The sequence below is a fragment of the Albibacterium bauzanense genome (genome assembly GCF_004339765.1).
Taxonomy (GTDB): domain Bacteria; phylum Bacteroidota; class Bacteroidia; order Sphingobacteriales; family Sphingobacteriaceae; genus Albibacterium; species Albibacterium bauzanense.
This window is the reverse complement of the sequence record NZ_SMGO01000001.1, coordinates 1,130,495-1,144,821: the sequence shown is the minus strand read 5'-3', so window position 1 is coordinate 1,144,821 and position 14,327 is coordinate 1,130,495. Positions and strand designations below refer to the sequence as shown.

The window sequence follows — 14,327 nt, the reverse complement described above, 5'->3', positions numbered from 1 at the left end:
ACTTATTATTTAATTGTTTCAAAGTTAAGATGTTAGTATAAAGTATATATTAACTTATTGTTAAATCGGGTGTAACAAAAAAGGCTTCCTCAAAAGAGAAAGCCTTTCCTTATATAAATATAATAAATTAAATAAGTTGATTTTGGCGAATGATGTTTAGTGCACCACCTGCTTTAAACCATTCAATTTGAGGTTCATTATACGTATGATTAACCTTGAAAGAATCTGTTGTTCCGTCAGCATGATGAAGAACTACTGTTAATTGTTGTCCGACAGCAAATTCAGTTAGTCCTATAATATCGATACGGTCATCTTCTTGAACCAGGTCATAATCATTTGGATTTTCAAACGTGATACCCAACATACCTTGTTTCTTAAGGTTAGTTTCGTGGATACGAGCGAAAGATTTCACCAATATTACACGAACACCTAAATGACGAGGCTCCATAGCCGCATGTTCACGAGATGAACCTTCACCGTAGTTTTCATCACCAATAACAATGGTATCAATACCAGCTGCTTTATAAGCACGTTGAGTTGCAGGTACAGCACCATATTCTCCGGTAAGTTGATTTTTAACACTATCAGCTTTGCCATTTACAAAGTTAATAGCCCCGATAAGCATGTTATTGGAAATGTTATCTATGTGACCGCGGTATTTTAACCAAGGTCCGGCCATTGAAATATGATCTGTAGTACATTTACCTTCAGCTTTAATCAACAATCTTAAGCCAATTAAGTCTTGTCCGTTCCAAGGTTTGAAAGGATCTAAAAGCTGCAAACGGTCAGAAGTAGGGCTTACAATTACTTGTACATTTTCACCATTTTCAGCTGGTGCCTGGTATCCGGCATCTTCTACTGCGAAGCCTTTAGTTGGCATTTCTAATCCAGAAGGTTCATCAAGTTTAACCTGCTCACCTTTTGAATTTGTTAATGTATCAGTCAATGGATTGAATGATAGTTTTCCAGCAATTGCTAAAGCTGTTGTGATTTCCGGAGAAGCAACAAACGCATGTGTGTTTGGGTTTCCGTCATTACGTTTTGCAAAGTTTCTGTTAAAAGAAGTAACGATTGAGTTTCTTTCTTTTTTATCAGCACCATGACGAGCCCATTGACCAATACATGGTCCGCAAGCATTGGCAAGAACAGATCCGCCAATCTTTTCGAAAGTATCTAAGAAACCGTCGCGCTCAATGGTATAGCGTACAAGCTCAGATCCAGGAGTAACTGTATATTCAGATTGAACTACCAGGTTTTTTTCTAAAGCTTGTTGTGCTAATGAGGCAGCTCTGCTGATATCTTCGTAAGAAGAGTTAGTACATGAACCAATTAATCCAACTTCTAATTTATCTGGCCAATTGTTTTCTTTAACTGCTGCTGCAAATTTAGAAATAGGCCAAGCTAAATCCGGAGTAAATGGTCCGTTAACATGAGGCTCTAATTCAGAAAGGTTAATTTCAATAACCTGATCAAAGTATAATTCCGGACTTTGATATACTTCATCATCGCCTGTTAAATGTTGTTTAATTTGGTTTGCTAAATCAGCAATATCACCACGCTCAGTTCCTCTTAAGTAAGCTTCTGATTTTTCATCATAGCCAAAGATAGAAGTGGTAGCGCCAATTTCAGCACCCATATTACAGATGGTTCCTTTTCCTGTTGCAGAAAGTGTACGAGCACCTTCCCCAAAATATTCTACAATAGCACCGGTTCCACCTTTTACAGTTAATATACCTGCAACTTTAAGGATAACGTCTTTAGCAGAAGTCCATCCGGAAAGTTTTCCAGTTAATTTAACGCCAATTAATTTTGGAAATTTAAGCTCCCATGGTAAGCCAGCCATTACATCGCAAGCATCAGCTCCACCAACTCCAATAGCGATCATTCCTAATCCACCTGCATTTGGAGTATGAGAATCTGTACCAATCATCATTCCACCAGGGAATGCATAGTTTTCTAGAACTACCTGGTGAATAATTCCAGCACCTGGTTTCCAGAAACCAATACCATATTTATTTGAAACCGACGCTAAAAAGTCATACACCTCACGATTCTGCTCATTAGCAATTGCTAAATCTGCATCTGCACCTATTTTTGCTTGTATTAAGTGGTCACAATGAACAGTTGAAGGAACTGCTACTTGTGGACGACCCGCCTGCATGAATTGCAATAAAGCCATTTGAGCGGTTGCATCTTGCATTGCTACGCGATCTGGCGCAAAGTCTACATAATCCTGGCCTCTTTCATAGGCAGTATTTGTTTCACCACTCCATAGGTGAGCATACAATATTTTTTCAGTAAGGGTAAGCGGTTTGCCAACTGATTTTCTAGCTGCATCAATGCGGCTTTCAAATCGTTGGTAAACACTTTTTATCATTTCGATATCAAATGCCATAATTTATTATTGTTTATTTAAATGTATATTGTTCGGTGATTGGAACTGAAATTCGTACTTATAAGGCACTAAATCAGCCAAAATTGCTGCGAATTTACAAAAAATCTTATAATATAAAGTCCCTTTGTATTATAATTACAATATTATAACCAAGCTCCGGGAAGGATTAGAATCTCATCCTTGTTTATATGTAAACTGTTTACATTAAATTAACCTAAACGTTAAGGTAACTTAATTCTTTGGTAATGTTTAGTTCATAGTACAGCCATTTCTTTGTACCAGAATTTAAACAAAGGATGAACGTACAAATTTTTAACAGAATTGCAGCTCTTGCAATTTTTCTTCTCGCAACTCATAGTGTTTATGCGCAGAAGGGTTCGGTAACCGGAATAGTGACCGATGCCACAACTAAAGAAACAATTATTGGTGGAAATATCAGTTTGCAAGGAACGCTTTCTCGGGCGGCTACTGATTTAGATGGGAAATTTCAACTTGCTGATGTAGCAGCTGGATCCTATAATTTAATCGTAACCTATATAGGTTACCAACCTCAAACAGTTCCTGTTGTTATTGAGAATGGAAAAACACTTGAAGTAGCTGTTGCATTAAAGTCTGAAGCTACTCAAATGGAAAGTGTAACTATTACTGCTCGTGCTAATATGCAAAATGCTACTGCTTTAATAGCAGAGCGAAAAAATGCTACTACAGTTGTTCAGAAAATTGGTGCCCAGGAAATGGACAGAAAAGGACTTAGTGATGTTGGCGAAGGTCTGGCTCAAGTTTCAGGAGTTTCAATGGGTAATAATAAAGCATTATTTGTAAGAGGTCTGGGCGATCGTTATAACAATGCAACATTAAACGGCTTGCCAATTCCATCTACCAATCCAGATATGAAATTGATCCCACTAGATATTTTCCCAAGTTCAATCGTGGAGAATATCGCGGTAGTAAAATCATATACAGCTCCATTTTATGGTGACTTTTCAGGTGGAACGGTTGATATCGTAACTAAAGGATATCCTGCAAGACCTTATTTTAAAGTATCCTTATCATCAGGTTACAATTCAATTGTTACAGGAAAAAGTGATTTCCTAATGTCTCCAAGAGCTACGCGCGGATTCTTTGGTTTTGATAAAGGAAGAAGAGAGATGCCAACAGTTGTTGCTCAAACAAACAGTTATAATTCTTCTGCAGGAAGTGCTCCAGGTTTTAATACAGATTGGACACCTTATTCAACTACAGCACCAATAAATAGAGGGATATCTATTTCTGCCGGAAATCAAATCTTTTTAAAGAACGATAAACGAATTGGTTATTTATTTAACATTGGACATAAAGTAGGTTATTCATATGAAGATGGAACAAGCGCATTGTATAATGCACAAGCTTCACCCAGATATCATTACGAGACACAGAATTACGGATATAAAACGAATTCTACAGCCTTGATGTCTTTAACCTACGGACCAAATGATCGTTCTAACTATACGTTTACAGGTTTAGTAGTTAATCAATCCAACGATAATGTTTTTGAGAATATGGGTACATATGCTGATATCGATAACAGCATAATGGGTAGAAGAAATACCTTAGTTCAGAATGACCTTTTCGCCGGACAGCTAAATAGTAATTATGATTTTTCTGATAGATTAAAGTTAACATGGGCAGTAGGTTATACAAAAACGATTGGTTCAATTCCTGACCGTGTTCAAAATACTTTTGAAGAAGGCTCACAAGGTTATGTTTTATCGAATCGTAATAATGCTGATAACCATCGCTTTTTTTCTGAATTGAATGATGACGAGGTTTCTGGAAAAGTGGAAATGGATTTCAAACCAAAGAATGAAACTTCTATCTTAAAGAGCTATCAATTAGGGGTAAATGCAAAGTATAAGTTTCGTGATTTTTCAGCACGTCAAATTGATACACGAATCATAAGTCAAGGTGTAGTTGATTTAAATGATGTGGATGCAGAATTGAATGAATCTGACTTAGGAACAGGAACCTGGGAATATAGAGAAACTTATTATGCTGCTAATAAATACAATGCAAACTTAGGAATTGCAGCACCATACGTTAATTTTAATTTTAACTGGAATGATAAGTGGAATTTGGTTGCCGGTGTTCGTGCAGAAATTTCCAATCAATCACTTGATTATAAAACAGGTAGAGACCCGGAAGATGCTCCTTTTAGAAATAATACAATTTCACAGGTTGATATCTTGCCAGGCGCTACATTGAAGTATCTGTTTAATGAGAAATCTAATATTCTATTGGCAGGTAGTCGTACAATGTCAAGACCTTTGTTTGTAGAAGTTGCACCTTTCCGTTTAAATAATGCCGCTGCTACAGCAGAGCAACAAGGGAATCCGCATTTAAAGAACAGTTCAAACTATAACCTCGATTTAAAATATGAGTTCTATCCTTCACGCGGAGAATTAATGGCTGTTTCTTTATTCGGAAAGTATATTAAGGATCCCATTGAGATGATGCAATTAGCTTCATCAGAGGCAATCTTCTCATACGTGAATTCTAATGAAGCAACAATTGCCGGAGTAGAATTAGAGTTTAATAGGAATTTGGGAAGCCTGCTTAAATCAGAATCTAAAACTTTAACGAATGCATCTATCGGCTTTAATGGTTCTTATATGTATAATAAAATCCAATTTAAGGATGAACGTATCCTAGAATTGAGCCAACAAGGTAGTCCGGTTGCACCTACTAATAGGTCAAGATCATTGTATGGAGCTTCTCCTTATCTTATCAATTTGGATTTATCTTATAAGGCAGATTGGACTAAAACAACCAATACAATGTTCACCATGGCCTATAGTACATTTGGTAAACGATTATTCGTTGCTGGTTCACAAGGTGCCGGAGATATTTTTGAGATGCCATTTAACTCCCTGGATCTGCAGATCAACACTTCGTTTAATCAGCACCTTGGTTTTGATCTCTCGATCTCCAATATCTTAAACCCTGCAATAAAGTATGAGCAAGAATTTACTACCCAAAACTTAAGCTTTTCAGAGTTTAAGAAAGGGGTAACATTTGGAGCATCATTGAGTTATAATTTCTAAAAAAAACAATCTTCAAACCGATTCAAAGGTTTAAGATTTCTTAATAATTAGTTAATAATTGAATAGTTTCTTTGCGATAGAATTTTAGAAAAGAATAAATAAGTAAAATAAAAATAGAAGAAAATGAAAAGAGTTAGAATTACAAAATCGGTGGCAATAGCGCTAAGCGCATGTGTGTTGTTTGCCTCTTGTTCAAAAGACGACAACCCAATAGTAACACCTCCGGATGAGGATGGAGTATTAGAAAACAATGCAACACTTACAGGTGATATCAGTACAAATACAACTTTAGCAAAAGGTAATACTTACTTCTTAAAAGGTGGTGTTCACGTTGTAGGAGGTGCAGTTTTAACCATTGAAGAAGGTGTAACAGTAAAATCTGATCCTGTTGACGGTTCAGCAGCTTATTTATTAATCGATCCTACTTCAAAGATTGAGGCTGTTGGTACTGCAGAAGCACCTATTATATTTACATCAGGAAAAGCTAGTCCACAAGCACAAGATTGGGGTGGTATTATCTTAACTGGTAAAGCTCGTATCAACGTTACAGGAGGTACTGCACTTTCTGAAATGGGACAAGGTATTTCTTATGGAGGAGAAGATGATAATCATAGTTCTGGTACATTGAAATATGTACGTGCAGAATATACTGGTAAAAAATCTACTTCAGAAAAAGAACACAATGGCTTTACTTTTGAAGGCGTAGGTGCTGGTACTACGGTTGAGCACATTGCTGTTTACCATGGTGGAGATGACGGTATTGAGTTCTTTGGTGGAACTGTTAACGTTAAATATGCTGTAGTTTACGGTGCACAAGATGATTCTTTTGACTGGACATACGGATGGAAAGGTAAAGGCCAGTTCTGGGTTGCTGTACAAGGTGATATCTTAGCAGATCGTGGTATTGAAGCTGATAATAATGGCAGTAATAGAAGTGCAACACCTAATTCAGAGCCAACTCTTTCTAACGTAACGTTAGTAGGTTCATTAATCGCTCAAACTGGTGATGATTTAGAAAGCAATCCTGAGTCAGGAAAAACAAGAGCTATAAAATTACGTGAAGGTACAAAAGGTAAATTATACAACTTTGTAACTTATGGTTTCTCAAGCGGAGTAGAAGTTGAACACGATGAAACTTTGGCTAATATGGAAGCTGGTTCATTGATCTTCGCAAACTCTTCAGTTTACGGACCAAAATCATGGAGCTTTAAAAATACTGCAGGAGCAGCGTTTACAGGAGATAAATTATTCAGCGCTGAGGTTAGCAATACTGCTGATGCACTTATCAAACCTATCTTCATTACTGGTAAATATATAGGAACAACTGAAACAAATGCTTTGGATCCTAAAACTCTTGACGCATGGTTTACTTCTGCTAAATACCAAGGAGCAGTTTCTGCAAGCGACAACTGGGTTGCTGTTGGAAGCTGGGCTAAAGTTGACTAATTCATATAAAAGACTTCCCTATTTAAAATTCATCCTTTAGATTCGGGGAATATAAAGTCTGCGCTTGCGCAGACTTTTTTGCTTTCACTCTTTATTCTTATATATTCGTGATTAACCTTGTATTATGGGAAAATGGTTTGATAAGCACTTTTCTATGAATAGAAAGGAGCTGCAGGGGCTTTCGTTTTTAACCGTTCTTGTTATCTTTCTTTGGTTTTTGCCTGATCTTTATCGCATCCTAAAACCGATTAAACACGATCCTGCTTTTGCTTTGCGAGAGCAAGAGATTCGTCGCTTTTTAGCGAAGCAATCCGGATCAATAGATGAGGATTCTGTAACAGAAAGTATTCAACCTGAATTGGAATATTTCACGTTTAATCCAAATAAGCTAACTGCAGAGGAGGCAAAACGTTTAGGCTTATCAGATTATCAAATAAGAATGATCCATAACTACGTTGCAAAAGGAGGAAGGTTTTATACCAAAAGCGACTTTGCAAAAATCTATGCAATCAGCGAACAAGATTTTCAACGACTCTCACCCTATATTAATTTAGAAGCAGCTATAAGTGTGAAAGAAAGTGTACCGAAGCCCATTATAAGCGAGTCTCTCTTTACTAAACCAAATCTGCAATTATTAATTGAACTTAATTCAACAGATTCCCTGGAGCTGCAAGAGCTTCGAGGAATAGGACCTGTATTTGCATCACGGATCATTCGTTTCAGAGATCTTATCGGTGGGTTTTATGCCAGTTCTCAGCTGTTGGAAGTATATGGAATGGACGAAGAAAGATACAGCAATTTGCAAGCAAACATCTACACAGATTCAACAAAAGTGAAGAAGATCAACATCAATGCCGTTAGCTATCAAGAGCTCTCCAGGCATCCTTATATCAGTCCGAAACAAGCCAATGTGATTGTTCAATATCGAAACCAGCATGGAAACTATCTTGAACACACCGATTTATTGAATATTGAAATCCTAAATGAAGAATTTTTGCGTAAAATTGCTCCATATTTAAGCTTCACAAATGATTGAACACAGACTCAAAGAGACCATCCGTGATATACACGATTTTCCAAAACCAGGTATAATCTTCAAAGATATTACCCCCATTTTAAAAGATCATCAGCTATGTTCAGATATTGTAAACAAGTTTGCAGATCAGTGTAAAGGTTTGGAACTAGATGCTGTTGTAGGAATTGAAAGTCGGGGTTTCTTATTTGGTTTCTTGCTGGCAAATCAATTAGGTTTACCTTTTATTCCAATTCGTAAACAAGGAAGATTACCTGCCGATACTTTTGAACAACACTATGATCTGGAGTACGGTTCTGCGTCCATAGAAATTCATCGGGATGCATTTAAGCCCGGAGCGCGTTTACTGGTTCATGATGATTTGCTGGCAACAGGAGGAACTGTTGTGGCAACCAGCAAGCTTATTCAACAGATGGGTGGTGAAATTGCTGCTTTTGCCTTTGTAATTAATTTAGAATTTCTAAATGGTACAGAAAAGATTAAGCCTTTTTGTGATAAAATCTTTTCCTTAGTAACTTATTAGAATTACAAGGGAATAAACTCCGTTATTTACTAGGTTCATTTAAAGTTTCCTGCTAGATATATTAGTCTCAGAAGAAAGCTTCATAGGGCTAACCAGGTCAAGCGATTGTATATTGGCTTCAATTTCCATCTGTATATTTCCATTAGAGATTAAGCCGCTTTCCAAGTCAGTTTCTATTGTTCCTGTTTGAATTCCTTTTAAATTTAGTTTAAGATCAGAGTTGTTAGCAAGCCCGTTAATGTCTCCATTTACATTAATCCATGCAAGATCTTCACTTGTGCCTTCCAGTGTATAGCTAAGGTTGTTTTGCAGCTTAACATTCATCAGGTCAATATAAGCTACTTTATTCCAACTTGTACCTACAGAAATAGGTTCAGTTGGGTAAATGTTCATATTTAATGAATTAATTAAAGCTGAATCTGTAAATAATTGCTTTACGAACTCGTTTGATTGTAAACCATCTCCAAGTTCTTTGAACCCCTCTGTTTTATAAATATTCCCCTTGGTATCCATGAAAATATAAAATGGTTTTCCAATCAGATTATCAAGTCCGGAAAAACGGCTATCACTACCTTTTAATTCAGAATTATATTCAATCTGATCTCCCGGATAATCAACAGTTAGTTGCATTTTTTCACAGCTCGCTTTAATTTTTATAGATTCGCCATCGTTACTTTCTACCGTATACTTATAATCGGTATTTAACTTCTGATTCATCTCTAACTGCTCTCCTATAATTTCTTGAACCATTTTTTGATTGATAGAAACCGAGTATAGATAAGAGTCGCCAGGTGTTAAATTAAGATGTAAATCTAGTTTAGGGCTGTCAATATCTTGAGCTAATAAGTTGTTAGAGCTAAAGGAAAGCAGTAAAGCAACAACGATAACGAATTTCATAAAGTGCTTAGAATTTTGTGTAAAAGTATATTTTTCTTTTGGTTAAGCCAAAACAATGCCATTCCATTTATGAGTACTATGCAGAGGTTTTGATGATACCATAATTTGTAATATTTCCGTGAATTTTAATGCAAACAGAAAACAATTTAACGCAGAATAAGTTATTTTAATACTTTTGTAAAAAAATAGCTTATGGAGTGGATTTCTAATCCGGAAATATGGGTTTCCCTTGCAACATTAACAGTATTAGAAATTGTATTAGGTATTGACAACATCGTTTTCATATCTATTCTAAGCAATAAACTCCCTGAAGATAAACAAAAGAAAGCCCGTCAATTGGGATTAGCCCTGGCGATGATTACACGCGTCTTATTGCTATTATCTATAAGCTGGATCATGTCTTTAACCAAGCCTTGGTTTAATGTTGCTGAAATTTTCGGACAGGATACAGGTTTCTGGTTTGATAAGCTCGATTTCTCGGGTAGAGATGTTATTCTTCTTCTCGGTGGATTATTTTTGATCTATAAAAGTACAGTTGAAATCCATGGTAGGATGGAAGGCGAGGAGCATGATGAATTAGTGCCAAAAAATAAGGTAACATTTGGGAATGTAATTTTCCAAATACTGATATTAGATGTTGTTTTCTCTTTAGACTCTGTTATTACCGCTGTGGGTATGGCCGAACATATTGAAGTCATGATTGCTGCTGTAATTATAGCAGTTTTTGTAATGATGATATCCGCAGGCTCCATTAGTGACTTCGTAAACAAGCATCCATCTGTTAAGATGTTAGCACTTTCATTTCTCCTACTGATAGGGGTTTCACTAACCGCCGAAGCATTTGAACAACATATTCCTAAAGGATATATTTACTTTGCGATGGCATTCTCAGTTTTAGTAGAGGTTCTGAACCTGAAATCTAAAAAGACGCGTACGATAGCCCCAACTACGCAACCAAAAACAAAAGAAAAATAGGCAAACTATTATACATTTTGTTAGTTATTTGTTTAGCATAGTTTTAGAATTAAGATAAACATCGTACTTTTGCACGATTTTTCTGATAAGAAATGACTAAAAAACAAAAGAAGACTGCTGTTAATACAGATATCGTATTGATAGGAGCTGGCATTATGAGCGCGACTCTGGGCGTTCTGTTAAAACAATTAATGCCGGGAGCTAAAATACAAATATTAGAACGTTTAGATGAAGTTGCAGCAGAAAGTTCTGCAGCATGGAATAATGCCGGTACAGGGCATTCTGCGTTGTGCGAATTGAATTATACTCCACAAAATCCTGATGGTTCTATTTCAATTGATAAAGCACTGCACATTGCTGAGTCTTTCGAGGTTTCTAAGCAATTCTGGGCATCTTTAGTTGAAATGGGGCTTATTTCTATGCCTGATAAATTTATCCATTCCATCCCACACATGAGTCTGGTTGTTGGCGAAAACAATGTTTCTTTTTTAAAGAAGCGTTACGATGCGATGCAAAAGAATCATCTGTTTCAAGGAATGGCTTATTCTGAAAACTTTGATCAGATTAAAGATTGGGTTCCATTAATTATGGATGGCAGGAATAAAAAGGAAAAAATTGCTGCTACTCGTATTGATATTGGTACTGATGTTAACTTCGGTGCATTAACTCGTGCTATGCTTCATTATTTAAGTGAACAGAATGGCGTTGAGATGCGTTTGGCACATGAGGTTCAAGACATTCAACAAGATGAGAATGGGCGTTGGGAGATAGAGGTAAAAAACCTGACAACCAGAAGAAAGAAAGTAGTAACAGCAAAATTTGTATTTATTGGTGCTGGTGGTGGATCTCTTTTGCTTTTAGAGAAATCAGGTATTCCTGAAGCTAAAGGTTATGGTGGTTTCCCTGTTAGCGGACAATGGTTGAAATGTATTAATCTGGAAGTGATAGAAAAACACCATGCAAAAGTGTATGGTAAAGCTGCAATTGGAGCACCTCCTATGTCGGTTCCCCATTTAGATACTCGATTCATTGACGGTAAAAAGGCTTTATTATTCGGGCCTTACGCAGGTTTTTCAACTAAGTTCCTGAAGAATGGTTCATACATGGATTTGGCGACTTCAATTAAAATAGGAAATATAAGACCAATGTTGGCAGCCGGCTTGGATAACATTGCCTTAACAAGGTATTTAATTAACGAAGTAAGACAATCGCCAGAAGACCGGATCAAAACATTGCAATACTATATGCCAACCGCTAAGATGAAAGATTGGGAGTTGGAATATGCTGGTCAGCGTGTACAGGTAATTAAAAAGGACGAAGAGCATGGTGGTAAACTAGAGTTTGGAACTGAAGTAGTTACCAATGCTGAAGGATCTTTATCTGCTTTATTGGGCGCATCTCCGGGAGCATCAACAGCCGTATCCATTATGTTAGATGTTCTTTCAAAATGTTTCCCTAAACAAATGCAACAAGAAGATTGGAAAGCGAAACTGCAAGATCTGATTCCTTCATATGGTCATTCATTGGCAGAAGATGCTGATTTAACTGCTAAAATGCGTGCACGTAGTGCTGCAATTCTAGAGTTAAACGAGAAAGAGGAAATCAGTATATAATAGGTTTTGCATATCTTAAATCTTTAATTAGATTTGCGGTCGCAATGGGGGGTTTAGCTCAGCTGGCTAGAGCGCTTGCCTGGCAGGCAAGAGGTCACCGGTTCGACTCCGGTAATCTCCACATTCATAATTATTAATAATTAAGCACTTATGCGTTAACTCGAATAGGTGCTTTTTTATTTGCCCACAAATTGCACACAAGCGTGCTTTAAAAGTCATGTTAGATCGAAAATATTATTCATAGTCATCACTACTCAACATCGTGTCGAACTTAACTCAATCATCGTTTTATCTATACAAGTTATTTTAATGGAAAGCTGATATTACATCTGGACTAATACCTGGTTCTTCAAAGTAGCTTTTAATCTTGTCATTAATTGCCTCTTCAAAAGCGATTCTAGTCGCAATTAAATTCACCTTTGTTTTAAATTCAAAATCTCCAGAAGAGCTTAAGATATATGCTCTAAAAAGTAAATCAAACTCTCTATCATTATTTATCTTGAAATAAGCTTCCACCAATTTATTCGCCTCTTCATTCCCTTCATACAATTCAGGCAATAAATAATTGATTGAGTCCTTTAGGTCACTTATATGAAAAACTGAGTTATTGAATTTATTTAATTTGACGGTATTTATATCTCCAGCTAATCTTGAAATTAATTTTTTCATGTTAATTATTTTTTTTCTATTTCTCTATCATCACCCTTTTCGATATAAGCTATTTCACTTTCGTCTGTATTTGGTGGAAATAAATCATCATCATTAGATAAATTATTTTCCTGGTCTTCTGGATTTATATTATACATAATGGTTACGTTTTAATGGTGAAAAAATAAATTAATTATTAAAATTAAAAATAATAAAGAAGAACTAAAGACGATATAGCTAATACCCTCTTTAAAGTCGTCAATTTGCTTTTTTACTTTTGGGGCATTTAAATTGAATGTTCCTCTATTAGTTTCAATTTCATATGATAATAATTTAGAATAATCTGATCTGAGATTTTTAGAGAATTGTTGGAAATTAAATCCATGTCCTAGACTTTTCGGTTTCATCACGGATAATAATTTATGTAATGCCATAACAGCTAAACCAATCGGCAATATCGTTGCTAATTTTAAAATAAAATATGGATCTTGGCTCGATATAAAAGTAACTGCCAAAGGAATAAACAATGCAATTACCGTTATGATTATACCTGATTTACTTGTGCAATTCTCATAAGAAACCAATTGCTCTCTAAGTAAAGCTCTTGATTTTTCTACCAAAAACTCAAGCTTCTTTATATCATCTGCACTATCTGTCATATGAAGATTTTATATGCTCATCGATCAAAACACCAACATTATTTATTATTTCAAATGGTGTATTATGTATATTTAAAACTTTTTCTCTATTCTCCTGCCAACCATTGCTAACACTTCGATATAAACGGAACACAGTACTTAATCCCGCATCTTCAGTAAACTGATAAACTCCATCTTCAGGCATAGACACTACTCCTTCATACTGGTTATTTAAATATTTAAACTTTGCTATAAATTCTGGCATATCTGATGAATGTTCAATATAACTAAATATACTAACTTTCTTTCAATACATCCACTAGGTTCATTGATAGCAGTAATGATGACATTAATTTATATCATTGCTCCATTCTGAAGAATTCTAAATTAGTAAACGCTCAGCAGTAAAGATAATCTACTATGCTGCCTCATTCTTTAAATTCATAAATGAGCTGTCCTATGTGCAGTATAAAATTTCGTAATTCACTTTCAAACCAGATAGGTCCATAAAATGCATCTAGAATATAAGGATCTTCATTGTTAGTGTAGTTACTTAAATAATTCTTTTATCTCTTTTGAACTTTCTCTTTCAATCAAAGATAATAGCGCTTTTAATATTTCTGCTTGCTTCCTCGCTGATTTTTTTATTCTTTCCATACATGTAATCATGAGTACTAAGATTTTCCCAGAGTTTAACTAATGAATCGTCCAGATCCATTAATTGATTTCTATTTAAATTTTTCATATCAAATGTAGATTTCGATACGCAATTCTCATAGTAAATCGTTGACTTCACCGGCACACATCCTTTACTATATCATTTTATTCGTTGTTTTTTTATTCTTTTAAAGCCTCAATAAACATATAATAATTGTATCGAATGATAGCACTTTTCTGAATGAAAGGTATTCTCTTTTGTTGCCTTTCGGTGGAAGTATAGCTATGTCGGCTTCTTATTCCTCATCCGTGCAATACGGATGAAACGTCTTTGGTCCTTGCCAAATATCTTCTTTCAATTTGGATGGTGTTGCTGGGTCGAATCCTCCTGTAGATTTTTGTTTTCATAAGCATGAATTCTA

12 protein-coding genes and 1 tRNA gene are annotated in these 14,327 nt (G+C 35.7%); 7 read left to right on the top strand and 6 right to left on the bottom strand.

What is annotated here, in order from left to right; genetic code table 11:
- Positions 1-127 precede the first annotated feature (127 nt).
- Positions 128-2,395, bottom strand: a complete 2,268-nt coding sequence (locus tag C8N28_RS05210) for an aconitate hydratase (RefSeq protein ID WP_132222183.1) — start codon at positions 2,393-2,395, stop codon at positions 128-130.
- Positions 2,396-2,691: 296 nt separating this feature from the next.
- Here C8N28_RS05210 and C8N28_RS05205 point away from each other — a divergent pair, with 296 nt between their 5' ends.
- The 4 genes from C8N28_RS05205 (at position 2,692) to C8N28_RS05190 (ending at position 8,477) form a co-directional block, all read left to right on the top strand.
- Positions 2,692-5,475, top strand: a complete 2,784-nt coding sequence (locus C8N28_RS05205; protein ID WP_132222181.1) for a TonB-dependent receptor — start codon at positions 2,692-2,694, stop codon at positions 5,473-5,475.
- Positions 5,476-5,598: 123 nt separating this feature from the next.
- Positions 5,599-6,921: a hypothetical protein gene (locus tag C8N28_RS05200; protein ID WP_132222179.1), complete on the top strand. Its 1,323-nt coding sequence runs from the start codon at positions 5,599-5,601 to the stop codon at positions 6,919-6,921.
- A gap of 124 nt (positions 6,922-7,045) precedes the next feature.
- Positions 7,046-7,957: a helix-hairpin-helix domain-containing protein gene (locus C8N28_RS05195; protein ID WP_132222177.1), complete on the top strand. Its 912-nt coding sequence runs from the start codon at positions 7,046-7,048 to the stop codon at positions 7,955-7,957.
- Entirely contained in the window at positions 7,950-8,477 is a 528-nt protein-coding gene (locus C8N28_RS05190; protein ID WP_132222175.1) for an adenine phosphoribosyltransferase, read from the top strand. Before C8N28_RS05195 ends, C8N28_RS05190 begins: the two co-directional genes overlap by 8 nt.
- Positions 8,478-8,516: 39 nt before the next feature.
- On the opposite strand, the gene C8N28_RS05185 is transcribed toward C8N28_RS05190, so the two are convergent.
- Positions 8,517-9,374, bottom strand: a complete 858-nt coding sequence (locus tag C8N28_RS05185; RefSeq protein ID WP_132222173.1) for a DUF6263 family protein — start codon at positions 9,372-9,374, stop codon at positions 8,517-8,519.
- A gap of 192 nt (positions 9,375-9,566) precedes the next feature.
- Between C8N28_RS05185 and C8N28_RS05180 the strand changes: the two genes are divergently transcribed.
- The 3 genes from C8N28_RS05180 to C8N28_RS05170 all read left to right on the top strand — a co-directional run bounded on the left by C8N28_RS05180 (position 9,567) and on the right by C8N28_RS05170 (position 12,083).
- Positions 9,567-10,349, top strand: a complete 783-nt coding sequence (locus tag C8N28_RS05180) for a TerC family protein (protein ID WP_132222171.1) — start codon at positions 9,567-9,569, stop codon at positions 10,347-10,349.
- A 92-nt stretch (positions 10,350-10,441) separates the two neighbouring features.
- Positions 10,442-11,962 (top strand): malate:quinone oxidoreductase, encoded by a 1,521-nt coding sequence (locus tag C8N28_RS05175; protein ID WP_132222169.1) that lies wholly within the window; start codon positions 10,442-10,444, stop codon positions 11,960-11,962.
- 47 nt (positions 11,963-12,009) lie between these two features.
- Positions 12,010-12,083 (top strand) — tRNA-Ala (locus C8N28_RS05170).
- Between the two features lie 185 nt (positions 12,084-12,268).
- Here the strand turns inward: C8N28_RS05170 and C8N28_RS05165 are convergent.
- The 4 genes from C8N28_RS05165 to C8N28_RS05155 are packed head-to-tail and all read right to left on the bottom strand — an operon-like array spanning position 12,269 to position 13,513.
- Positions 12,269-12,631 (bottom strand): hypothetical protein, encoded by a 363-nt coding sequence (locus C8N28_RS05165; protein ID WP_132222167.1) that lies wholly within the window; start codon positions 12,629-12,631, stop codon positions 12,269-12,271.
- Positions 12,632-12,636: 5 nt separating this feature from the next.
- On the bottom strand, positions 12,637-12,768 hold the full coding sequence (locus C8N28_RS13910; protein ID WP_262708399.1) for a hypothetical protein: 132 nt from the start codon (positions 12,766-12,768) through the stop codon (positions 12,637-12,639).
- A 12-nt stretch (positions 12,769-12,780) separates the two neighbouring features.
- A complete protein-coding gene (locus C8N28_RS05160) occupies positions 12,781-13,269 on the bottom strand; it encodes a hypothetical protein (RefSeq protein ID WP_132222165.1) in 489 nt (162 codons plus the stop codon).
- Entirely contained in the window at positions 13,259-13,513 is a 255-nt protein-coding gene (locus tag C8N28_RS05155) for a hypothetical protein (protein WP_132222163.1), read from the bottom strand. The genes C8N28_RS05160 and C8N28_RS05155 overlap by 11 nt, the downstream gene beginning before the upstream one ends.
- Between the last annotated feature and the right edge of the window lie 814 nt (positions 13,514-14,327).

Excerpts from the sequence above, each read along its gene's own strand:
- C8N28_RS05210 (WP_132222183.1), bottom strand. The coding sequence starts at position 2,395 with ATGGCATTTGATATCGAAATGATAAAAAGTGTTTACCAACGATTTGAA.
- C8N28_RS05205 (WP_132222181.1), top strand. The coding sequence starts at position 2,692 with ATGAACGTACAAATTTTTAACAGAATTGCAGCTCTTGCAATTTTTCTT.
- C8N28_RS05200 (WP_132222179.1), top strand. The coding sequence starts at position 5,599 with ATGAAAAGAGTTAGAATTACAAAATCGGTGGCAATAGCGCTAAGCGCA.
- C8N28_RS05195 (WP_132222177.1), top strand. The coding sequence starts at position 7,046 with ATGGGAAAATGGTTTGATAAGCACTTTTCTATGAATAGAAAGGAGCTG.
- C8N28_RS05190 (WP_132222175.1), top strand. The coding sequence starts at position 7,950 with ATGATTGAACACAGACTCAAAGAGACCATCCGTGATATACACGATTTT.
- C8N28_RS05185 (WP_132222173.1), bottom strand. The coding sequence starts at position 9,374 with ATGAAATTCGTTATCGTTGTTGCTTTACTGCTTTCCTTTAGCTCTAAC.
- C8N28_RS05180 (WP_132222171.1), top strand. The coding sequence starts at position 9,567 with ATGGAGTGGATTTCTAATCCGGAAATATGGGTTTCCCTTGCAACATTA.
- C8N28_RS05175 (WP_132222169.1), top strand. The coding sequence starts at position 10,442 with ATGACTAAAAAACAAAAGAAGACTGCTGTTAATACAGATATCGTATTG.
- C8N28_RS05165 (WP_132222167.1), bottom strand. The coding sequence starts at position 12,631 with ATGAAAAAATTAATTTCAAGATTAGCTGGAGATATAAATACCGTCAAA.
- C8N28_RS13910 (WP_262708399.1), bottom strand. The coding sequence starts at position 12,768 with ATGTATAATATAAATCCAGAAGACCAGGAAAATAATTTATCTAATGAT.
- C8N28_RS05160 (WP_132222165.1), bottom strand. The coding sequence starts at position 13,269 with ATGACAGATAGTGCAGATGATATAAAGAAGCTTGAGTTTTTGGTAGAA.
- C8N28_RS05155 (WP_132222163.1), bottom strand. The coding sequence starts at position 13,513 with ATGCCAGAATTTATAGCAAAGTTTAAATATTTAAATAACCAGTATGAA.